Source organism: Prodigiosinella confusarubida, from assembly GCF_002847015.1.
Taxonomy (GTDB): Bacteria; Pseudomonadota; Gammaproteobacteria; order Enterobacterales; family Enterobacteriaceae; genus Prodigiosinella; species Prodigiosinella aquatilis.
In genome coordinates, this window is the sequence record NZ_CP025085.1 from 4,159,259 (window position 1) to 4,181,372 (window position 22,114).

General features: G+C 46.1%; 19 protein-coding genes. 10 read left to right on the top strand and 9 right to left on the bottom strand.

The genetic code is table 11. The features are described from left to right. Positions 1-83 precede the first annotated feature (83 nt). Entirely contained in the window at positions 84-545 is a 462-nt protein-coding gene (locus CWC46_RS18915) for an Lrp/AsnC family transcriptional regulator (RefSeq protein ID WP_021014984.1), read from the bottom strand. 117 nt (positions 546-662) lie between these two features. Here CWC46_RS18915 and CWC46_RS18920 point away from each other — a divergent pair, with 117 nt between their 5' ends. Together CWC46_RS18920 and queC are read left to right on the top strand one after the other, a co-directional pair. Further along, complete coding sequence (locus CWC46_RS18920) at positions 663-1,727, top strand: PLP-dependent cysteine synthase family protein (protein WP_021014983.1); 1,065 nt, start codon at positions 663-665, stop codon at positions 1,725-1,727. 128 nt (positions 1,728-1,855) lie between these two features. Beyond that, entirely contained in the window at positions 1,856-2,551 is a 696-nt protein-coding gene (gene queC / locus CWC46_RS18925; protein ID WP_021014982.1) for a 7-cyano-7-deazaguanine synthase QueC, read from the top strand. 333 nt (positions 2,552-2,884) lie between these two features. Here the strand turns inward: queC and CWC46_RS18930 are convergent, their stop codons facing one another. The 8 genes from CWC46_RS18930 to bolA all read right to left on the bottom strand — a co-directional run bounded on the left by CWC46_RS18930 (position 2,885) and on the right by bolA (position 12,915). Next, the gene (locus CWC46_RS18930) at positions 2,885-3,262 is read right to left on the bottom strand and encodes a ComEA family DNA-binding protein (protein ID WP_021014981.1); all 378 of its coding nucleotides are present in this window, start codon (positions 3,260-3,262) and stop codon (positions 2,885-2,887) included. A gap of 141 nt (positions 3,263-3,403) precedes the next feature. After that, positions 3,404-5,281, bottom strand: coding sequence for a peptidylprolyl isomerase (ppiD, locus tag CWC46_RS18935; RefSeq protein ID WP_021014980.1), 1,878 nt, complete (start codon positions 5,279-5,281; stop codon positions 3,404-3,406). A 250-nt stretch (positions 5,282-5,531) separates the two neighbouring features. Further along, positions 5,532-5,804 (bottom strand): nucleoid-associated protein HU-beta, encoded by a 273-nt coding sequence (hupB, locus tag CWC46_RS18940; RefSeq protein WP_021014979.1) that lies wholly within the window; start codon positions 5,802-5,804, stop codon positions 5,532-5,534. A 201-nt stretch (positions 5,805-6,005) separates the two neighbouring features. Beyond that, positions 6,006-8,366 (bottom strand): endopeptidase La, encoded by a 2,361-nt coding sequence (lon, locus tag CWC46_RS18945; protein WP_021014978.1) that lies wholly within the window; start codon positions 8,364-8,366, stop codon positions 6,006-6,008. Between the two features lie 190 nt (positions 8,367-8,556). Then, on the bottom strand, positions 8,557-9,831 hold the full coding sequence (gene clpX, locus CWC46_RS18950; protein ID WP_021014977.1) for an ATP-dependent protease ATP-binding subunit ClpX: 1,275 nt from the start codon (positions 9,829-9,831) through the stop codon (positions 8,557-8,559). 172 nt (positions 9,832-10,003) lie between these two features. Beyond that, positions 10,004-10,627: an ATP-dependent Clp endopeptidase proteolytic subunit ClpP gene (gene clpP / locus CWC46_RS18955; protein ID WP_021014975.1), complete on the bottom strand. Its 624-nt coding sequence runs from the start codon at positions 10,625-10,627 to the stop codon at positions 10,004-10,006. 377 nt (positions 10,628-11,004) lie between these two features. Continuing rightward, positions 11,005-12,309, bottom strand: a complete 1,305-nt coding sequence (tig, locus tag CWC46_RS18960; protein ID WP_021014974.1) for a trigger factor — start codon at positions 12,307-12,309, stop codon at positions 11,005-11,007. Between the two features lie 291 nt (positions 12,310-12,600). Beyond that, positions 12,601-12,915: a transcriptional regulator BolA gene (gene bolA, locus CWC46_RS18965; protein WP_021014973.1), complete on the bottom strand. Its 315-nt coding sequence runs from the start codon at positions 12,913-12,915 to the stop codon at positions 12,601-12,603. A 328-nt stretch (positions 12,916-13,243) separates the two neighbouring features. On the opposite strand from bolA, the gene CWC46_RS18970 reads away from it, so the two are divergent. From CWC46_RS18970 to CWC46_RS19005, 8 genes are all read left to right on the top strand, one after another. Beyond that, positions 13,244-13,822 carry a lipoprotein gene (locus CWC46_RS18970; RefSeq protein WP_021014972.1) on the top strand — a complete coding sequence of 193 codons (579 nt, stop codon included), beginning with the start codon at positions 13,244-13,246 and terminating at the stop codon, positions 13,820-13,822. A 60-nt stretch (positions 13,823-13,882) separates the two neighbouring features. After that, complete coding sequence (gene ampG / locus CWC46_RS18975) at positions 13,883-15,349, top strand: muropeptide MFS transporter AmpG (protein ID WP_021014971.1); 1,467 nt, start codon at positions 13,883-13,885, stop codon at positions 15,347-15,349. Positions 15,350-15,769: 420 nt separating this feature from the next. Continuing rightward, positions 15,770-16,717, top strand: coding sequence for a cytochrome o ubiquinol oxidase subunit II (gene cyoA, locus CWC46_RS18980; RefSeq protein WP_021014970.1), 948 nt, complete (start codon positions 15,770-15,772; stop codon positions 16,715-16,717). Positions 16,718-16,736: 19 nt separating this feature from the next. Further along, positions 16,737-18,728: a cytochrome o ubiquinol oxidase subunit I gene (gene cyoB / locus CWC46_RS18985; protein WP_021014969.1), complete on the top strand. Its 1,992-nt coding sequence runs from the start codon at positions 16,737-16,739 to the stop codon at positions 18,726-18,728. Continuing rightward, positions 18,718-19,332, top strand: coding sequence for a cytochrome o ubiquinol oxidase subunit III (locus CWC46_RS18990; protein ID WP_021014968.1), 615 nt, complete (start codon positions 18,718-18,720; stop codon positions 19,330-19,332). Before cyoB ends, CWC46_RS18990 begins: the two co-directional genes overlap by 11 nt. Then, positions 19,332-19,664: a cytochrome o ubiquinol oxidase subunit IV gene (locus tag CWC46_RS18995; protein ID WP_021014967.1), complete on the top strand. Its 333-nt coding sequence runs from the start codon at positions 19,332-19,334 to the stop codon at positions 19,662-19,664. The genes CWC46_RS18990 and CWC46_RS18995 overlap by 1 nt, the downstream gene beginning before the upstream one ends. 14 nt (positions 19,665-19,678) lie before the next feature. Next, positions 19,679-20,569: a heme o synthase gene (gene cyoE, locus CWC46_RS19000; protein ID WP_021014966.1), complete on the top strand. Its 891-nt coding sequence runs from the start codon at positions 19,679-19,681 to the stop codon at positions 20,567-20,569. Between the two features lie 154 nt (positions 20,570-20,723). Continuing rightward, a complete protein-coding gene (locus CWC46_RS19005; RefSeq protein ID WP_021014965.1) occupies positions 20,724-22,088 on the top strand; it encodes an MFS transporter in 1,365 nt (454 codons plus the stop codon). Positions 22,089-22,114 lie beyond the last annotated feature (26 nt).

Below are 22,114 nucleotides of genomic sequence, written 5' to 3' on the forward strand. Positions count from 1 at the left end.
GCAGTCTTAATTCCAGTTGCTAAGCAAGCGTCGTTGTTATACTGAACAGAAATATTATACATAAAGCTGATAACTGATAGATTTTATATTTGAAGCGGCAAAGCGGTAGTATGTTTTATACGTTCCATGGCAAAACTGGAAGTTACATCCACCAGACCGGGAATACCATTAACCAGCCGCTTGTAAAAATTATCATAGCTCTTCATATCAGCTACCTGAACCTGCATCAGATAATCATACTCGCCAGCCATTCTGTAAAATGCCAAAACTTCTGGCATATCCGAAACAAAACTGGCGAACTCACGATACCAGGAACTGTTATGCTGCTGAGTTTTCAGCAAGACAAATGCCGTCAACACCAATCCAAGTCGATCGCTATCCAGCAATGCCACACGCGCCCGGATGTACCCATCTTCATCAAGACGCTTAAGGCGTTTCCAGCAAGGTGTCGACGTCAGATTCACCGCATCTGCCAGCACTTGCAATGACAAGGTGCAGTCCTGTTGCAACAACGAGAGTAAAGTACGGTCAGTTTTATCTAACATTCCGTCACCTAATAGAAAATATTTCTCCTATTTAGTACATATACAGTGAAAAAGGCAATCTTTTTTTCCTGAGTAACCGTTACGCTACTGCTATCGTTGCCAACAGAGTTTTTCATTATGACCAACACCTGGATAAAAGAAGCCATCAGCACCATTGAAGCAGACTATCAACGTTCGGCAGATACCCATTTGATCCGTGTGACATTATCAAACTATCCCGGTATTTATTTTTATTTAAAAGATGAGAGCACCCATCCCAGCGGCAGCCTGAAACATCGGTTGGCTCGCTCACTGTTCCTCTACGGCTTAAGCAACGGCTGGATAAAAGAAAACACCCCGATCATTGAGGCATCTTCAGGCAGTACCGCTGTTTCAGAGGCCTATTTTGCCCGCCTGTTAGGGTTACCGTTTATTGCCGTCATGCCTGCATGTACCGCAAAACGCAAGGTGGAACAAATTGCGTTTTACGGTGGCAGTTGCCATTTTGTCGAACAGTCCAGACAGATTTACGCGGTTTCAGAACAACTCGCCCGAGACCTGAATGGTCATTACATGGACCAGTTCACCTATGCAGAACGGGCAACCGATTGGCGTGGTAACAATAACATCGCCGATAGCATTTACCGGCAAATGTCCCGTGAACCATTTCCAGTACCCGATTATCTGGTCATGAGCGCCGGCACTGGGGGTACCTCGGCCACATTAGGACGTTACATTCGCTACAAGGGACTGGATACACAACTGGTCGTCGTAGATCCGGAAAACTCGGTATTTTATGACTGTTATCAGCATAAAGATCCCATGATTACCGGTCAGTATAGCAGCCGTATTGAAGGAATTGGTCGTCCACGTGCGGAGCCGTCGTTCATCCCAAGCGTTATTGATGAAATGATCAAAGTACCCGATGTTGCCAGCATTGCCACTATTTACTGGCTGGAAAGTATTCTGGGCCGCAAAGTCGGTCCGTCCACCGGAACCAATGTCTGGGGGATGTTACAACTGGCTAAAAGAATGGTAGACGAAGGACGCGGGGGTTCTATCGTTACCCTACTGTGTGACAGTGGTGAGCGTTATCTGGATACCTACTACAACCCTTACTGGGTAGCGGAGAACATCGGCGATATTGCACCTTATTTCCAACAATTAGCAGAAAAAACCAATGATGAATGCACACCGGTTTGATCCCCTGGAATCCTTCGCTGAACAGCGGGAGATTTTTCAGGTACCATATCTTTTTCTATGATACGTGAAGTTATATGACCGATGTTATATAACAGCATGGAGACTCATCCCCGGTAAGGTGAATCAGAATGAAAAGCGCAGTTGTTGTTTTTAGTGGTGGACAGGATTCCACGACCTGCCTGATACAGGCACTGAAGCAATATGATGAAGTCCATTGCGTTACCTTCGACTATGGACAACGTCATCGAGCTGAAATTGAAGTAGCCAAAACGCTCGCACAACAACTGGGAACCAGATCGCATAAGGTGCTTGATGTCGGTTTACTTAATGAATTAGCCATAAGCAGCCTGACTCGTGACAACATTCCGGTACCTGAATTTGAAGCCGACCTTCAGGGACTTCCCAGTACTTTCGTTCCCGGACGTAATATTCTGTTTCTGACGCTAGCCTCAATTTATGCCTATCAAGTTGGTGCCGAAACCGTAATCACTGGTGTTTGTGAAACGGATTTTTCCGGCTACCCAGACTGCCGCGACGAATTTGTCAAAGCGCTTAATCAGGCCATTGCTCTCGGATTGGCCAAAGACATTCGTTTCGTAACACCTTTAATGTGGCTGAATAAGGCTGAAACCTGGGCCCTGGCCGATTACTACCATCAGTTGGATACGGTCAGAAATAATACTCTGACTTGTTACAACGGTATCAAAGGTGCAGGATGCGGCCACTGTGCAGCCTGCCACTTACGCGCCAAAGGTCTGGAAGAATACCATCAGGATCCCGTTGGGGTCATGGCGTCACTGCGCCATAAGACAGGCTTGCAGTAATTATACAAAGACGATCAGACAATGATCACTGCCTAGTCTGAACACCGTCCTTTGATATGACTCTCATCTATTATCTGAGATGGTTATAATCTCAGGCACAATTCGGTCCATTCTCCGGAGAATGGACCGGACGAATATCCCCCAAACGTACTGCCTCAGGGACCCCAGGTAGCAAGCACTGTTTACGATGAAAATGCCAATATTATAGCCACGAACAGTGATACGGGTTTGTGTTGTCTTACAATAGTCGTCTCAGGAAAGAACCTGTTCAATTGATACGCATGGCAAAGGTTCGCAGCCAGGTGAATCTGCCACACCAGGCCGCGAACAATATCACAGTTTTAAACGAGACAGATTCCGTCCGACCAGCGCGGCACCAATCCCTGGAACCTCCTGGAGTTGTTCTATCTGGGTAAAAGGACCATTTTGCTCACGGTAGGTAACAATAGCTTGTGCTTTTTTCAAGCCGACCCCATTCATAATCGCCGCCAGTTGCTCTGCTGTTGCCGTATTGATATTTACCTCGTCTTCATCGCTGTCAGCTATGATTGCTTTTTCCAGTTTCTGTTTCGGTACAGACGATTTCATAACCTCCGATGATTTTTCCAGTGCACCTTTCTGTTCAACCGTAGTGGCTTGTACCATTACCGTTAAACCAGACAATCCCATTCCAACAATCAGGCAAAGCGCTTTTATTCCTGACTTTTTCATGCTGTTTCCTCCTTGTGTTTGACAGCATCATCACATTGCCGCAACGTCAGATAATCAGCAAACCTCAAAGTTAAAATGTGGAAAAGGCCGCGAAAGCGGCCTTTGTTTATTGCAGAGATTTGCAGATGTTTGCGAGGACGATTACTGTTCCTGGACGACTCTACCCAGTTTGATTGTTGCTTTGCTACGCAGGCTGCTAATCAGCGAATCAAACAGTGTGCCAACAGCCCCTTGTTCAAGCTGGGAAACAAACTGCGTTTTCTGTTGTTCTTCCAGGGTGTGCGGCTTAACGCTATCTAGCGCTACCAACACAATATTACCGGCCTGATCCTGAGCAATTCCATAAGAAGGTTTATCCTTCTGCGGATGTGGCAAAGAGAAAACAGACTCAGCCATCACATCATTCTGAGCAACAGAGGACATAGTTCTTGGTTCGCTGAAACTCAAGCTTGCGGCCTTAAGACTATCATCCTTGCCTTGTTTCAGATCGACCAGAATTTTTTCAGCTTCTACCCGGGCCTGTTGCTCTGCTTTCTGACGCTTCAGGGTCTGAACCACCAGATCATGAACCTGGTCCAGTGGTTGAGTCGTTTCAGCTTTATGATCAGTGATCCGGAGAACAAAAGCACGATCACCATCAACGGTGATGACATCAGAGTTATTGCCCGGCGCCCCATTTTCACCTAACAGGGAACCGCCAAAAATGGCCTGGGTCACCGGCTGGAAATTCAGCGCTGCTGGCGGCTTGTCACGTGTAAACCAACCCGTCGATATAGCTTTGGTGCCTGAAACCTGCTCAGCCGATGCCAAAGATTCATTATCATTGGTGGCAGCGTCACTCACTTTCTGCTGCAACGCATAATATGCATCCAGCGCCTTCTCGCGCTTAACCTTGGCAACCACCTCGTCTCTGACATCATTCAGTGGCTTGATGCGCTGAGGCTGAATGTCATCCAACCGAACAATCAGATAACCGACTGAAGACTTGATCACACCAGATAATTGGCCCTTCTTCGTCAGGTTAGCCTGCTTAAGTTCATCCACCGTGGAATCAGCATCCATCCAGCCCAGATCACCGCCCTTAAGACGAGAAATGACATCTGTCGATTCTTTTTTAGCCAAGGTAGCGAAATCAGCCCCTTTCTTCAGCTTATCCAGAACAGCGTTAGCATCAGATTCACTTTTAACCTGAATCACGCTATATCTCTTACGCTCTGGCTGAGAGAAATCGCTTTTATGCTGATCGTAATACTGAGTAACGGCTGCATCATCTACCGTGGTTTTATCCATGATAGCGGCAGCATCCAGCATGATATAGCTGACTTTAAACTGTTCAGGCGCGAGATAACGACTCTTGTTCTGATTATAGAAGTTCTGTATCTCTTCATCAGTAACCGTTTGAGTTTTCGCACGATCAGCAATATTGATAGTCGCAGTACGAATAGTCCGGTCCTGTGCCGCCATAGAAATCAAGTTATCGATTTCCTTCGGTAACAGAAAATCGGTATTACCTAGTCCATGAATCAATTGCTGTGTAATCAACTGCTTGCGCAATAGTTGAGCGTAAGCATCGGCTGTCAGACCAAGACGACGAACCTGAGCCAGGTATTTTTCGTTATCAAACCGATTATTGGTCTGGAATGCGGGCACTGCAAAAATCGCCTGTTTAACTTGCTCATCGCTAATGCTCAAACCAAGCTTATGTGCGTACTGATCCAACAATACTTCATCGATCAATTGTGACAATACCTGATTACGCATCTGCTTCATGTAACCATCGTTACCAGCCAAAGCGGAAAAATTTTCCCCCAGCATTTCCTGCTGACGGCTACGCTCGTTCTGTACCGATTGCTCCAGTTGAGCACGGGAAATTTCCTGTCCATTAACCTTCGCAGCATAATCACCTGAACCACTAACCAGGTAACTGCCTACGCCAGTCAACACAAATGAACCGATGATCAAGGCCAGAATAATTTTAAGCACGACGTTATTAGCGGCCGCGCGTAAATTGTCCATCATAATGTGACAACACTCCGCTGTAGAATGGATAAAACTCCCTGCGCAAGCCGTAGCCATACGTCCTTGCTATTGCTATAGCCGAAACCGGCTAGGGCGCATTCAACCTTTTGACTGATAATAATAATCCTGACTATCAGTAAAAAAGGCACACCATAAAATGGCGTGCCCTCTATCTTACCCTACCAGTAACTTTGCGTCAGGTAATGTTTCCGGGAGAAACCAGCATTCCCAGAGCTTTTCTGTTCAATGATCAGTTAACTGCATCCTTCAGTACTTTACCGGCACGAAAGCCCGGCACTTTTGCTGCAGGTATACTAATTTCTTTTCCGGTCTGTGGGTTGCGGCCAGTACGTGCTGCGCGTTCGCGCACAGAAAAAGTGCCAAATCCCACCAAAGCAACGTCATCTCCTGTTTTCAGAGATTCGGTAACAGACCCAATAATTGCATCTAGCACACGCCCTGCCGCCGCTTTGGAAATATCAGCATCTGCGGCAATTTTATCGATCAATTGTGACTTGTTCACACTTTCATCCCCCTCTGAAATCTTGTAATCATGATGTCTTTTTTAAAAACACGATACGTAACTTTATATAGATTCTGTCAAGTCATCCCAAACGTTATCGATAAACCTAACAGTGCTCTAAATTAGCGGTACAAAAAAAGGCTGGCAAGCATCATTTCACTTACCAGCCCTTATTTTATCAATGGTTTTTGCTATAGGTCACTATTTGGCCGTAGCTGTGACCACTTGCATACCATAAGGTGCATTCAGCAATGCTATAGACAGAACTTCCTCAATGCATTTCACTGGATGAATATCCAAGTCAGCAATGATATTCTGCGGAATCTCTTCCAGATCACGTTTATTCTCTTCAGGAATCAACACTGTTTTAATCCCACCGCGATGAGCTGCCAACAGTTTTTCCTTCAATCCACCAATGGGCAAAACCAACCCACGTAACGTAATCTCACCAGTCATGGCCACATCCGCTCGAACCGGGTTCCCCGTCAGACAAGATACCAGCGCGGTACACATGGCAATCCCCGCACTTGGACCGTCTTTTGGCGTAGCCCCCTCGGGCACATGCACATGGATATCCCGTTTCTCATGGAAATCCGCATTGATACCCAGTTTATCTGCCCGGGCTCTTACTACTGTCAGCGCTGCCTGAATGGATTCCTGCATCACCTCACCCAATGAACCGGTATAAGTCAACTTCCCTTTACCTGGCACACTAGCCGTTTCGATAGTCAGCAAGTCCCCACCCACTTCCGTCCAGGCCAGCCCGGTTACCTGGCCGACTCGATTTTCATCATCTGCCCGGCCATAGTCATAACGCTGTACACCCAGAAAGTCCTTCAGATTATCGCCAGTGACTTCAATATGCTTGACAGATTTATCCATCAGTAATGTTTTCACTGCCTTACGGCATAGTTTGGAGAGCTCTCGTTCCAGATTACGCACACCCGCTTCCCGAGTGTAATAACGAATAATGCCAGTAATAGCACTATCCTCAACAGTCAGTTCACCTTTCTTCAGTGCATTGCGCTCAATCTGCTTTGGCATCAAATGCTTTTTAGCGATATTGAGCTTTTCGTCTTCGGTATAACCGGACAAACGAATCACTTCCATACGGTCCAGCAGCGGTGCCGGGATATTCATGGAGTTGGACGTCGCAACAAACATCACATCAGAAAGGTCATAATCGACTTCCAGATAATGATCGTTGAATGCCACATTTTGTTCAGGATCAAGCACTTCTAACAATGCCGATGCTGGATCACCGCGCATGTCCGAAGACATTTTGTCGATCTCATCCAATAAGAACAGTGGGTTTTTCACTCCCACCTTCGCCATTTTTTGGATCAATTTACCTGGCATTGAACCAATATAAGTCCGTCGATGACCGCGGATTTCTGCTTCATCACGCACTCCGCCCAACGCCATACGGACATACTTACGCCCAGTCGCCTTGGCAATAGATTGACCCAAGGATGTTTTACCCACTCCAGGAGGCCCGACCAGACACAGAATGGGCCCCTTGATTTTGCTCACGCGACTTTGAACAGCAAGGTATTCCAGAATACGATCCTTAACACGCTCCAGACCATAATGATCGGTATCCAGCGTTTCCTGTGCCTTAACCAAATCTTTCTTAACTTTACTGCGCGCATGCCAAGGAACCTGGATCATCCAGTCAATATAGCTACGGACCACTGTCGCTTCAGCAGACATCGGCGACATCATCCGCAATTTCTGCAACTCAGCTTCGGTTTTTTCCCGCGCCTCTTTCGGCATATTAGCGGCATCAATCTTACGTTTCAGCGCTTCATGCTCATCGGGCGTATCATCCATTTCGCCCAGTTCCTTCTGAATAGCCTTCATCTGCTCATTCAGATAATACTCACGCTGACTTTTTTCCATCTGTTTCTTAACGCGGCCACGGATCCGTTTTTCAACTTGTAACAAGTCGATTTCCGACTCCATCATCGCCATCAGATACTCCAGACGCTCAGTCACATCTGACATTTCCAGTACAGACTGCTTGTCCGCCAACTTCAGCGGCATATGCGCCGCTATCGTATCAGCAAGACGAGCTGCATCTTCAATGCTATTCAGTGAGGTAAGTACCTCAGGAGGGATTTTTTTATTCAGCTTGATGTAGCCTTCAAACTGATTAATAGCCGTGCGCATGAGAACTTCTTGCTCACGCTCTTCAATTGCCGGCGAATCCAGATACTCGGCCTGAGCAGCAAAATGCTCACCGCTGTCAGATAACGTCGTAATACGAGCTCGCTGTAGGCCTTCAACCAGTACCTTAACAGTGCCATCGGGCAATTTCAGCATCTGAAGAATGGAGGCTACCGTCCCCACCGAGAAAAGATCGTTAACACTTGGCTCATCCGTTGATGCCTCTTTCTGCGCCACTAACATGATTTTTTTATCATGATCCATGGCGGCTTCAAGGCACCGAATCGATTTCTCCCGACCAACAAACAACGGAATGACCATGTGCGGATAAACCACCACATCGCGCAATGGCAATACGGGGATTTCTATGCGTTCGGAACGCTCAGGGTTCATAGAGCTCTCTCTTAGTTTCATTTCCGCCAGGTTAAGGGAATCTCGTGAAACTCGGTCATCACGGGTTTCACCTCTAGGTATCGAGTATATGGGGATAAATATCTTACATTCAACGACCAGAATACGCGTAAAAACGAATGGGGGGGATAACCCCCCCCATTTTATCGCTTAGTTTCATTTTTTCGGCTATTTATTCGCCAGATGCCTGCTGAGCTTCCGGTTTACCATAAATCAGCAGTGGTTCAGATTGGTCAGCGATGACTGATTCATCGATCACAACTTTATCAATATTTTCCAGAGAAGGCAGATCGTACATGGTATCCAGCAAAGCAGCTTCAACGATGGAACGAAGACCACGTGCTCCTGTTTTACGAGCCATTGCTTTCTTGGCAATTGCTGTCAGTGCTTCATCACGAAACTCCAGATCCACACCCTCCAGTTTAAACAATGCCTGATACTGTTTGGTCAAAGCATTTTTCGGTTCACGCAAAATCTGGATCAGCGCCTTCTCATCTAACTCTTTCAATGTCGCGACAACAGGCAAACGGCCAATAAACTCAGGAATCAAACCAAACTTGATTAGATCACCCGGTTCAACCTGGCTTAGCAGCTCACCTTCCGTCACTTTCTGTGACGGACCTTTGACTGTGGCACCAAAACCGATGCCACGCCCAGTATCGGTACGCTGTTCAATAACCTTGTCCAGACCAGCAAAAGCACCGCCGCAGATAAACAGAATTTTAGACGTATCCACCTGTAAAAATTCCTGTTGAGGGTGTTTACGACCCCCCTGAGGAGGAACCGCTGCAATAGTGCCTTCAATCAGTTTCAACAACGCCTGTTGAACCCCTTCACCCGAGACATCACGAGTGATAGAAGGGTTGTCTGATTTACGAGAAATTTTGTCAATTTCGTCAATATAGACAATACCACGCTGTGCCTTCTGTACATCGTAATCACATTTTTGCAGCAGTTTCTGGATAATATTTTCGACATCTTCACCTACGTAACCGGCTTCGGTAAGCGTAGTAGCATCCGCCATGGTGAAGGGGACATCCAGAAAACGTGCCAGCGTTTCTGCCAATAGCGTTTTACCGCTACCGGTTGGGCCAATCAGCAGAATGTTACTCTTACCCAGCTCAATACCATTCTTACTGTCACCGTTCCGTAAGCGCTTGTAGTGGTTGTATACCGCGACTGCCAGTACTTTTTTCGCCGGTTCCTGACCGATGACATAATCATCCAGGTGGTGACGAATTTCGTGTGGCGTTGGTAGCGCACTACGTTCACGATGCGGGGCCACCTCTTTAATCTCTTCGCGAATAATGTCGTTACACAAGTCAACACATTCATCGCAGATATACACTGACGGCCCGGCAATCAGCTTACGAACCTCGTGCTGGCTTTTGCCGCAGAAAGAGCAGTACAGCAACTTTCCTGAACCGTCTTTGCGCTTATCTGTCATCAGTAAACCTCTTCTTTAGTCTCTTGCCCGCAGGACAACCATACAGCGATAGCGTCACAGCGATCACCGACATTTCTAGCCAATACGCGCAACAACGACTCGCACAACAGACTATTCGGCCGAACACTGATTCTAACTACTACAAACCACTCCCCCGCGCATAACATTAACATTACTCACGATGGGTTAATACGGAATCTACCAGACCGTAGTCTACCGCTTCATTAGCGGAGAGGAAACGATCTCGCTCAGTATCTCTTTCTATCGATTCAAGAGACCGTCCCGTATGAGTGGCCATTAATTTATTCATCCTTGCTTTCACTTTAAGGATTTCTGTGGCATGGATTTCAATATCTGTGGCCTGTCCCTGAAATCCGCCCAACGGCTGATGAATCATCACCCGTGAGTTAGGTAAACAGAAACGCTTGCCTTTGGCACCAGCCGTCAACAGGAATGCCCCCATCGATGCAGCTTGCCCCATACAAATGGTACTAACATCCGGTTTAATAAACTGCATGGTGTCATAAATCGACATACCGGCAGTAATGACCCCGCCTGGAGAGTTAATATACAGGTAGATGTCCTTTTCAGGATTTTCGGCTTCCAAAAACAGCATCTGAGCCACAATCAGGTTTGCCATGTGATCTTCTACCTGACCAGTCAGGAAAATCACACGTTCCTTCAGTAATCGTGAATAAATATCGTAAGAACGTTCTCCACGTGAAGTCTGCTCAACCACCATCGGCACCAGAGCCATATGTGGAGCTTGTGTTTCTTGTTCGCCACTGTATGACATTAATGTCTCCTAGATAAATACATTCGGCGTATATCGCCTGATTCTACTTGAGATATAGAGTGAAGACCATGCTCAGGCATCCAGTTCGCCAATCCCTTTAACACAACAAAACCAATCGGAATCCCTGACGGTGCGACATGTACTGTTGCTAATCAATTGGGGTATCCTGCATCCGTTTTCAAGCTTACACCAGTGATTAATCTTGATTAAAGCCTTATCGTTATGAAAACAGGCTTCATCACTAATGATAGTGCAAATTCGGTAGCGTTAGCCGGGGATTTCATATCAACGACCGTAGGTAGCTGGGTAGAAAAAAGCCCACAGCGGCAAGACTGCGGGCTCTACCTGATTCAACGCTTCCCCGAGGGGAATCGTTATTATGCGGCAGTGGTCTGGTTCATCAGCTCATTAAAGCTGACAACTTTTTCAACCACTTTCGCCTTGGATAGCAGCATTTCAACAGCCTGTTCTTCCAAAGCGACATTGCGCATATTGTTCATCATTTCTTTATTTTTCTTGTAGAAATCAATAACTTCTTTTGGATCTTCATAAGCAGAAGCCATTTCTGCAATTAGTGTATTAACGCGAGCGTCATCCACTTTCAATTCGTTGACACTAATAACTTCACCTAACAACAGCCCAACAACCACACGGCGTTTGGCTTGTTCTTCAAACAACTCGCGTGGCAATTCCAACGCCTGCTTTTCATCGCCACCGAAACGCTGTGCGGCCTGGCGACGGAGAACATCAATTTCACCATCAGTCAGCGCAGCAGGGACATCGATTTCATTCGCTGCCACTAGCCCATCGATAACCTGTGATTTCAAACGGTTACGTATAGCACTTTTCAGTTCACGTTCCATGTTTTTACGTACTTCGGCACGCAGGCCGTCAACAGAACCGTCTTCAACACCAAAACGTTCGATGAATTCAGCCGTCAATTCTGGCAATTCACGCTCTTCAACCTTTTTCAGCACAATAGCAAACTTGGCCGCTTTACCTTTCAGGTTTTCAGCATGGTAATCTTCAGGGAAATTTACATCAATCGTGAATTCTTCACCGGCTTTATGGCCCACAACACCATCTTCAAAGCCAGGGATCATACGATTCTGACCCATTGCCAGTACAAAATCGGACGCTTTACCACCTTCAAACACCTCACCGTCGACAGAACCGGTGAAATCGATAGTTACACGATCTTCTGCCGAGGCTGCGCGATCAGTTTCTTTCCATGTTGCCTGCTGTTTACGTAACGTTTCCAGCATGATGTCAACATCAGCATCAGTCACTTCAACCAGCGGTTTTTCGACTTCAATTGTATCCAGACCTTTCAGCTCCACATCCGGATAAACTTCAAACTCCACAGAGTAAGTGAAATCAACACCTTCCTGATATTCACCCGGAACATAGTTCGGAGCACCAGCAGGATTAACTTTTTCTTTGATGATGGCGTCAACAAAATGACGCTGCATCAAATCGCCCAGCACATCCTGACGCACGGATGCACCATAACGCTGAGCAACGATGTTCATTGGCACTTTGCCTTTACGAAAGCCGTCGATACGAACCTTTTTAGACACACTGATCAGTTCGTTCTTAACAGCAGTCTCGATACTATCAGCAGCAACGGTAATCGTTACGCGGCGCCCAAGGCCTTGAGTGGTTTCAACAGAAACTTGCATCTTGTTACCTCAAAAAATCACAGTGCTCGGTCAACCCCAAGGGCCATTCTCATGAAGAACATCTCAGTAGATGTTCTGCTGATCACAGCCTAACAGAACCAGGATGGCTACTTTACCAGAGCCCTGTTCCCTTTAGTCAGAAGCGTCCCGAATACATTCCGGAAAATAAGACGCAGCATTATAGCGATATAGATAGAATGAGTCGAGGAGAGTAACCACTCTATTAGAGAAGGAGATTCACACTTTTCGCACCATGGCATCCGTGCACTCTCGAAAAGCGTGCCTGAAGGTCTAAATTGTCAGCCCTGCGCCACCACAAGGTGGAGAAGAAGGCACTGCATTTTTCAGGTCATTCCACTCTTTTGGGGTATAAGTATGCAATGCCAGCGCATGCACCGAATCCGCCAACTCTTCGGCTAATACACCATAAATTGCACGGTGGCGACTGATCACCTTCTCACCGGAAAAATGCTCACTGACCACGACAACTTTGAAATGGCTTTCAGAACCAGCAGGTACGTTGTGGCGATAGCTTTCATTGATCACTTCAAGGTGCTCTGGTGCAAATGAGGAGCGTAATTTAGCTTCAATATTCTCACGAATCATACAATTACCCTTTTAGATCTTAGGGAAAGGAGCAATATCTATCGGTGTTTTCATCATGTTATAAACTCTCTGTTCAATCCAATATTAGCGGTGTTTTCACTGATATGAATAGCTTTACTCAAGTGATAAGTAACAAAAAAACGCGCGCACCGCCAGCGTGTATTACGCCATCAGTTTATAGTAAAAAATCAAACATCTGGATTAGCCCGAAAAAGAGAGCATTCGGATGATATTAACCACTCTCAGCTCTTTCCCTTATTAATGGCAATGATATGATGGCAGGAATGTTTATCAGCTAACGCCCCTAATCATTACTGAGAAAATACGCATGTTAAAAAAATTCATTTTACCCCTGTTCGCCGCACTCATACTCGCAGGATGCGCGAGCAAAAGTAATACGCTTGAGATTACTCCCAAGATTACGCTTCCTTCGCAGGATCCTACATTGATGGGGATAACAATTAGTATCAATGGTGTTGATCAGCGAACTGATCAAGCCTTGGCCAAAGTTAACCGTGATGGTCAACTGGTTACCCTAAAGGCTTCCCGCGATCTGCGCTTTCTGTTACAGGAAGCCCTGGAAAAACAAATGGCGGCCCGTGGTTATATGATTGGTACCGGTGGCCCAGTAGCATTGCAGATCGTTGTTAATAAGCTGTACGCCGATGTCACTGAAGGCGACCTGCGCTATAGCATCACTACTCGTGCGGATGTTTCTATCATCGCTCAAGCAACAAATGGTAATAAACAAGTAAAAAACTATCGCGCTACTTATGATGTTCAAGGCGTACTGACCGCCACCAATGACAAAATAACCAAAGCAGTTAATCAGGTGTTAGGTGATGTCATTAACGATATGGCACAAGACACCAGCATAAGCAGTTTTATCAAGACCAATTCCCATTAACTGTTCATTCCGCTTCCCTTGTCCTGATAAAACCGTTCAGGACAAGGGAAAGGATCTCTCATGTTAAGTCGTATTTTCGCACTGTTAAGTCAACGTAATGCCATTTTTCTGCTGGTGTTGGGATTCGCTTCCGGACTACCACTGGCATTAACGTCGGGTACGCTTCAGGCATGGATGACAGTGGAAAATATCGATCTGAAAACGATAGGTTTTTTTTCACTGGTCGGTCAAGCCTACGTTTTTAAGTTTCTCTGGTCCCCGTTGATGGATCGTTACACGCCACCTTTTGCCGGACGCCGTCGAGGGTGGCTTCTACTAACTCAACTTGCTCTGGTAGTTTCCATTGCGTACATGGGCATGCTCACACCATCAAGCGATTTATGGTTGCTTGCCACATTGGCCATTTTCGTCGCCTTCTGTTCGGCCTCGCAAGATATTGTTTTCGACGCTTACAAAACGGATCTGTTACCCGCCCAGGAACGGGGTAGTGGCGCAGCAATATCCGTATTGGGCTATCGTTTGGCCATGTTGGTATCGGGAGGTCTGGCATTATGGGTAGCCGACCGATTTTTAGGATGGCATCTTACCTACTGGCTCATGGCTGGATTAATGCTGCTTTGTGTTATCGCTACCGTATTCGCCCCTGAACCAGACAATAAGCCAGCACCACACAATATGGAGCAGGCGATTGTTGCACCATTGAAAGACTTTTTTGGCCGTAATAATGCCTGGCTTGTGTTGATATTGATCGTTCTGTACAAGCTCGGCGACGCTTTTGCTGCCAGTCTCAGCACCACATTTCTCATTCGTGGTGTGGGTTTCAATCCAGGTGATGTCGGACTAGTGAACAAAACGCTGGGGCTGTTTGCCACCATCGTAGGCGCACTCTACGGTGGCCTGCTGATGCAGCGTTGGTCTCTATTCAGAGCGTTAATGATATTTGGCATTCTTCAGGCGGTGTCCAATGCCGGATACTGGTTTCTCGCGATCACTGAACGGCATATGCTAACGATGGCCAGTGCCGTTTTTCTGGAAAATATTTGTGGTGGTATGGGGACGGCGGCGTTTGTAGCCTTACTGATGACGCTTTGTAACAAGTCATTTTCCGCAACACAATTCGCGTTACTATCAGCGATTTCAGCGATAGGGCGTGTATATGTCGGTCCAATATCAGGGTGGTTCGTCGAATACTATGGCTGGGGATGGTTTTATCTGTTCTCTATTTTTATCTCTATTCCTGGATTACTACTGCTACTGTTATGCCGACGCACCCTTGAATATACACAAATAAATGACACCTTCATGCCACGGGATTCGTATCCAAAATTTTATACTGCTGCGGTAAGGATGTTTTTCATCGGTTGTGTAGTCGTGGTGGGTGGTGCGGCCTTATGGATACTTCATCGACTGGCGTGGTTTCACGCCACTAGCGTCTTTGATGGCATGTTGCTACTGGGAATGACATTGGCAATATCCGGTATTCTTCTAGGCGGCCTACTGGATTACCTATCGTTACGCCGTTTGTAAACTTGTTTACTGCATCGATGAAACATGGAAATAAAGCACTAATGAGTATTTAATCACTTCGTTGAATTATTTTCTTTCTGTCAGGATAAAAGAAGAAAAAAATTAATTTTGCTACTGTAGTAATTATTTCAACTATTTTTTTATTATGACGGTACACCATTCAGTGTTATGCATTACATCTGCAAAATTAATCCACAGAGTCAATTGTATTTTTTAGCATGAATCCATATTTTCTTTTAAAATATGTTACTTACTGTTTTTAAAATAATTTTTCATAATAGGTTGCATATGTGACAAACAGAGCAAATCTCAGCAACAAAAGAGCGACATACCCTTAATAATGTTTACAGTGCGGCAACCTTCCCGTAAAATGCCCGCTCGCGTAAATGACAATAGAGCCCTTGTAATTGAGGTCGCTAGATGAGACTCAAGAAATACAATAAAATTTTTGGGATGTTGTCTTTATTTGCAACCACTTTACTACTTAGTGGTTGTGATATGGCACTAATGAACCCCAAAGGACAGATCGGCTTAGAACAACGTTCGTTGATACTGACAGCCCTTGGCTTAATGTTGATCGTCGTTATCCCCGTGATCGTTATGACGATCACTTTTGCCTGGAAGTTCCGTGCGTCCAATGAGAAGGCGAAATATACGCCAAACTGGTCCCACTCCAATAAAATCGAAGCCGTAGTCTGGACAGTGCCAATTATCATTGTTGTGATCCTGGCTACCATTACCTGGAAGACAACCCATTCGCTTGATCCATACAAGCCACTGGATTCTGATGTCGAACCTATCACTGTTCAAGTCGTTTCCCTTGACTGGAAGTGGCTGTTCATTTACCCCAAATTGGGTATCGCCAGTGTAAACGAACTCGCTTTTCCGACAAACGTACCTGTTTCGTTTAGGATTACGTCGGATTCAGTGATGAATTCCTTCTTTATTCCTCGTCTTGGCGGACAGATCTACTCAATGGCTGGGATGCAGACAAAGTTACATTTGATCGCAAATGAACCCGGGAAGTATAAAGGAATTTCAGGCAGTTATAGCGGAAAAGGATTTTCTGGAATGAAATTTACCGCTATCGCCACACCCACCCGAGAAGCATTTGATCAATGGGTCGATAACGTCCGTAAATCATCCCATACACTGAGTAATATGGATGAGTTTGACAAACTGGCGCAGCCGAGCGAGTACCATCCAGTGGAATACTTCTCGCAAGTACAACCGGATCTGTTCCGTCAGATCATCAAAAAATTCACTGGCAACGACATGATCATGCAACACCATGATGAAAGCGCATCTAAAAAAGATGACACGCCAAACCATGAAAACATGAACATGAGCGAGCACTCCTCTCATTGAGGAACCGAGGGATAATACGATGTTCGGAAAATTAACTCTTGATGCGATTCCATACCATGAACCAATCGTCATGGTCACCGTCGCAGCGATCATTCTGGGTGGATTAGCGCTGTTGTCCGCTATCACCTATTTCGGTAAATGGAAATGGCTGTGGTCGGAATGGTTTACCTCTGTTGACCACAAAAAAATCGGCATAATGTACATTATTGTCGCTTTTGTCATGATGCTGCGCGGTTTTGCTGATGCCATCATGATGCGTACTCAGCAGACACTGGCCTCTGCTGGTGAAGCTGGGTTCCTGCCTCCTCACCACTATGACCAGATTTTTACCGCACACGGCGTTATCATGATTTTCTTCGTGGCAACGCCTTTCGTCGTGGGTTTGATGAACCTTGCCGTTCCGCTGCAAATCGGTGCCCGTGACGTTGCCTTCCCCTTCCTGAACTCGCTCAGTTTCTGGTTTTTTGTGGCTGGTGTGATTCTGGTTAACATTTCACTCGGGGTTGGCGAGTTCGCACAAACTGGCTGGGTAGCCTACCCTCCCCTTTCAGGTAAGGAGTACAGTCCTGGCGTAGGTGTCGATTACTGGATATGGAGTCTACAGATATCCGGCATAGGTACCACGCTGACCGGGGTGAACTTCTTCGCCACGATTATGAAAATGCGCGCACCAGGCATGAGCCTGATGAAAATGCCGGTTTTCACTTGGACAGCATTGTGTACCAACATATTGATCATTGCTGCGTTTCCGATCCTGACGGTTACTATCGCATTACTGACGCTTGATCGTTACCTTGGCACCCATTTCTTCACTAACGATATGGGTGGCAATATGATGATGTACATCAACCTGATATGGGCGTGGGGACATCCAGAAGTTTACATTCTGATACTGCCGGTATTTGGTGTTTATTCCGAAGTAGTAGCGACATTCTGTAAAAAACGTCTGTTTGGGTATACTTCCCTGGTTTGGGCAACAATTGCCATTACCATTTTGTCTTTCATTGTCTGGTTGCACCACTTCTTTACAATGGGATCCGGTGCAAACGTTAATGCTTTCTTCGGCATAGCGACCATGATTATTTCGATCCCAACCGGGGTTAAAATATTTAACTGGTTGTTTACCATGTATCAGGGACGCATCCAGCCTCACTCTTCAATGTTGTGGACTATCGGTTTCATTATCACCTTCACTATTGGCGGCATGACAGGTGTACTGCTGGCGGTTCCCGGTGCCAATTTTGTGTTGCATAACAGCTTGTTCCTGATTGCTCATTTTCACAACGTGATCATTGGTGGTGTGGTATTTGGCTGCTTCGCAGGTATCACGTATTGGTTCCCGAAAGCCTTCGGTTTCACATTGAACGAAACCTGGGGCAAACGTGCTTTCTGGTTCTGGATCATTGGTTTCTTTGTCGCCTTTATGCCGCTATATGCATTAGGTTTCATGGGAATGACCCGTCGTCTGAGTCAACACATCAACCCGGAATTCCATCCGTTGTTGGTAGTGGCATCAGCTGGTGCCGGATTAATTGCGCTCGGTATTTTATGCCAGATAATCCAGTTCACTGTCAGTATCCGCGATCGCCATCTGAACCGCGATCTGACGGGTGACCCATGGGATGCACGCACACTGGAATGGTCGACATCCTCCCCACCGCCGTTCTATAACTTTGCCATTGTTCCACACGTTAATGAACGCGATGCCTTTTGGGAAATCAAAGAGAAAGGTGATGCTTATCGTAAACCAGCGAAATATGAAGAAATTCATATGCCTAAAAATACTGGTGCCGGAGTAATCATCGCGGCGTTTGGCCTGGTGTTTGGTTTCGCCATGATATGGGATATCTGGTGGATGGCGATTATCTGTTTCGTCGGCATGATTTCGACCTGGATCATACATAGCTTTAACGAGGATGTTGATTACTACGTTCCAGTTAAAGAAATTGAGCACATCGAGAATCAGCATTTCGATCAAATCAGCAAGGCAGGCGCGAAAAATGTCCACTGAAACTCTGACTAACCATAATGCAGCCCATGTTGAGCATGGGCATCATGATACAGGAGCGATCAAAGTATTCGGCTTCTGGATCTACCTGATGAGCGACTGTATTTTGTTTGCGTGTCTGTTCGCAACGTATTCAGTACTGGTGAATGGCGTAGCGGGTGGCCCGACAGGAAAAGATATTTTCGAGCTGCCATTCGTTCTGGTTGAAACCTTCGCGTTGCTTTTCAGTAGTATTACTTACGGCATGGCTATCGTTGCCATGAACAAGGGCAAAAAATCACAGGTGACCACATGGCTAGCACTGACGTTTCTGTGCGGTCTCGTGTTTATTATGATGGAAGTTTACGAATTCCATCACCTGATTGCCGAAGGATTTGGCCCGGATCGTAGTGCTTTCCTGTCCGCCTTCTTTGCATTGGTGGGAACTCACGGTATTCATGTGACGTCCGGCCTGATTTGGATCATCATCATGATGATTCAGGTATCTCGCCGTGGTCTGACTGCTACAAATCAAACACGGCTGATGTGTCTCAGCCTGTTCTGGCACTTCCTTGATGTGGTATGGATTTGTGTCTTCACCGTTGTTTACCTGATGGGGGCGATGTAATGAGTCATTCAACATACGATCATGCAGGCGCCAGTCACGGCAGCGTAAAATCGTATCTGATAGGTTTTATATTATCGATTATCCTCACTGTCATTCCCTTCTCCATGGTGATGACTGGCTCAGCGTCCAATAGTACCGTTATTCTTACCGTAGTAGGTTGCGCGATAATCCAGATCCTGGTGCATTTAGTGTATTTCCTGCATCTGAACACGTCTTCGGAAGGACGCTGGAATGTGGTAGCACTTGTCTTCACCGTCCTGATTATCGGAATTGTGGTAACGGGTTCCATATGGATCATGTGGAGCACACACTACAACATGATGCTTCAGTAACAGAGCCGTAAATGATGATTAAGCAATACCTGCAGGTCACCAAACCAGGAATTATTTTTGGTAATCTAATTTCTGTTATTGGCGGTTTTTTACTGGCAGCCAAGGGGGTCATTGATTATCCCTTGTTTACTGCGACGCTGATTGGTGTGTCACTGGTTGTCGCATCAGGTTGTGTCTTTAACAACGTAATCGATCGTGACATCGACAAAAAAATGGAGAGAACCAAGAACAGAGTGCTGGTTAAGGGACTTATTCCACTGAAGGTAACTCTGGTTTACGCGTCTCTGTTAGGTATTGCTGGTTTTGCACTACTGTACATCGCAGCAAATCCACTGGCCATGTGGTTGGCAGTGATGGGTTTTGTGGTTTATGTCGGCATATATAGTCTTTATATGAAACGGCATTCTGTCTACGGCACATTGGTTGGCAGTTTATCCGGGGCTGCGCCTCCGGTAATTGGTTATTGTGCAGTCAGCAATCAGTTTGATGCGGGCGCCTTTATCCTGTTACTGATTTTCAGTCTTTGGCAGATGCCACATTCCTATGCCATAGCTATTTTCCGTTTTAAAGATTATCAGGCAGCCAATATTCCCGTGTTACCGGTGGTAAAAGGTATCTCGGTCGCTAAAAATCATATCACGCTCTACATTCTGGCATTCATGATTGCCACGCTGATGCTGTCTATCGGCGGTTATGCGGGTTATAAGTATTTAATTGTTGCTGCGGCTGTCAGCGTGTGGTGGCTGGGAATGGCACTTTCCGGTTATAAAAAACCCACTAATGACCGGGTATGGGCGCGAAAATTATTTGTGTTCTCTATTGTGGCGATTACTTCATTAAGCATCATGATGTCCGTAGACTCCATCGCTCCGGCACAAGAAGCATTACTCACCTACCTGCACTGATCGATCATTCCACACTATAACAGACGAGAATGCTCGTCTGTTTTTTTACACTCTCCTGCCGTCATAACCAATCACATATCAGTTAACAAAGCTGTCGTTTACGGGTTGACGCTTAGCGAACTAAAATAGCGCTGACTGATAGCTAGAGGTATTAATGAACGACAATAGAATGACACCTACAGAATTGCGTGCGACATGGGGACTTGGCGCAGTATTTTCTCTGCGCATGCTTGGCATGTTCATGGTTCTTCCGGTTTTGACCACCTACGGTATGGCCTTGCAGGGTGCCAATGAATCTCTTATTGGTATTGCGATCGGAATTTATGGCCTGATGCAGGCAATATTTCAAATTCCGTTGGGCCTTATGTCAGATCGTATTGGCCGTAAACCACTGATTGTTGGTGGATTGCTTGTATTTGCTCTGGGGAGTGTTGTCGCAGCTCTCAGCAGTTCAATATGGGGAATTATTCTCGGCCGTGCAATGCAAGGTTCCGGGGCTATCTCTGCGGCGGTGATGGCGCTGCTTTCTGATTTGACACGTGAACAAAACCGAACAAAAGCAATGGCTTTTATTGGTATCAGCTTTGGCATTACTTTCGCCATTGCGATGGTTATTGGTCCTATCGTGACGCACGTTCTGGGGCTACATGCCCTATTCTGGGGGATTGCAGTATTATCCGGTCTGGCGATTATCATCACATTGATATTAATTCCCACCTCGTCAACGCATATTCTTAATCGAGAATCCGCTATTGTCCGTGGCAACTTCAGCAAAGTATTGACGAATAGCCGCCTGCTGAAACTGAATGCCGGTATTATGTGTTTGCATATTCTGCTGATGTCGAGTTTTGTCGCGTTACCTCGAATAATGGAACAGGCTGGTTTAGCACCGCAGAATCACTGGAAAGTCTACCTGGGAACCATGCTTATTGCCTTTGCTGCAATCATTCCCATCGTCATTTATGCCGAAGTCAAGCGTCGCATGAAACAGGTATTTATCATTTGTATCCTGATACTTATTACCGCTGAGCTGGTGTTATTCATTTCGGGCCATCGGCTGTGGTACATCATTTTCGGGATTCAGTTATTCTTCCTGGGCTTTAATGTCATGGAAGCATTACTACCATCGTTGATCAGTAAAGAGTCTCCTGCCAGTTATAAAGGTACGGCGATGGGCGTTTACTCCACAACACAGTTTATTGGCGTTGCCATCGGCGGAAGTATGGGCGGGGCTCTGTTTGATTTGCACGGTGCACCGCTGGTGTTTGGTGCAGGGGCCGTAGTGGGTATAGCATGGCTACTAGTGAGTTTCACTATGCAAGAGCCACCGTATCTCAGCAGCTTAAGACTTACCTTATCGGATCTTGCCCTACAGGATAATGCGCTGGCTCAGAAACTACGTACGGCTCCTGGCGTTGCCGATGTCGTCATCGTTCCGGACGAGTACAGTGCCTATGTAAAAATCGATAATAAAAAAACCAGTAGGCAAAAACTGGAACAGTTGCTGAGTCAATGCTGATAACGCCGTAGTGTTGTCATGGAAAT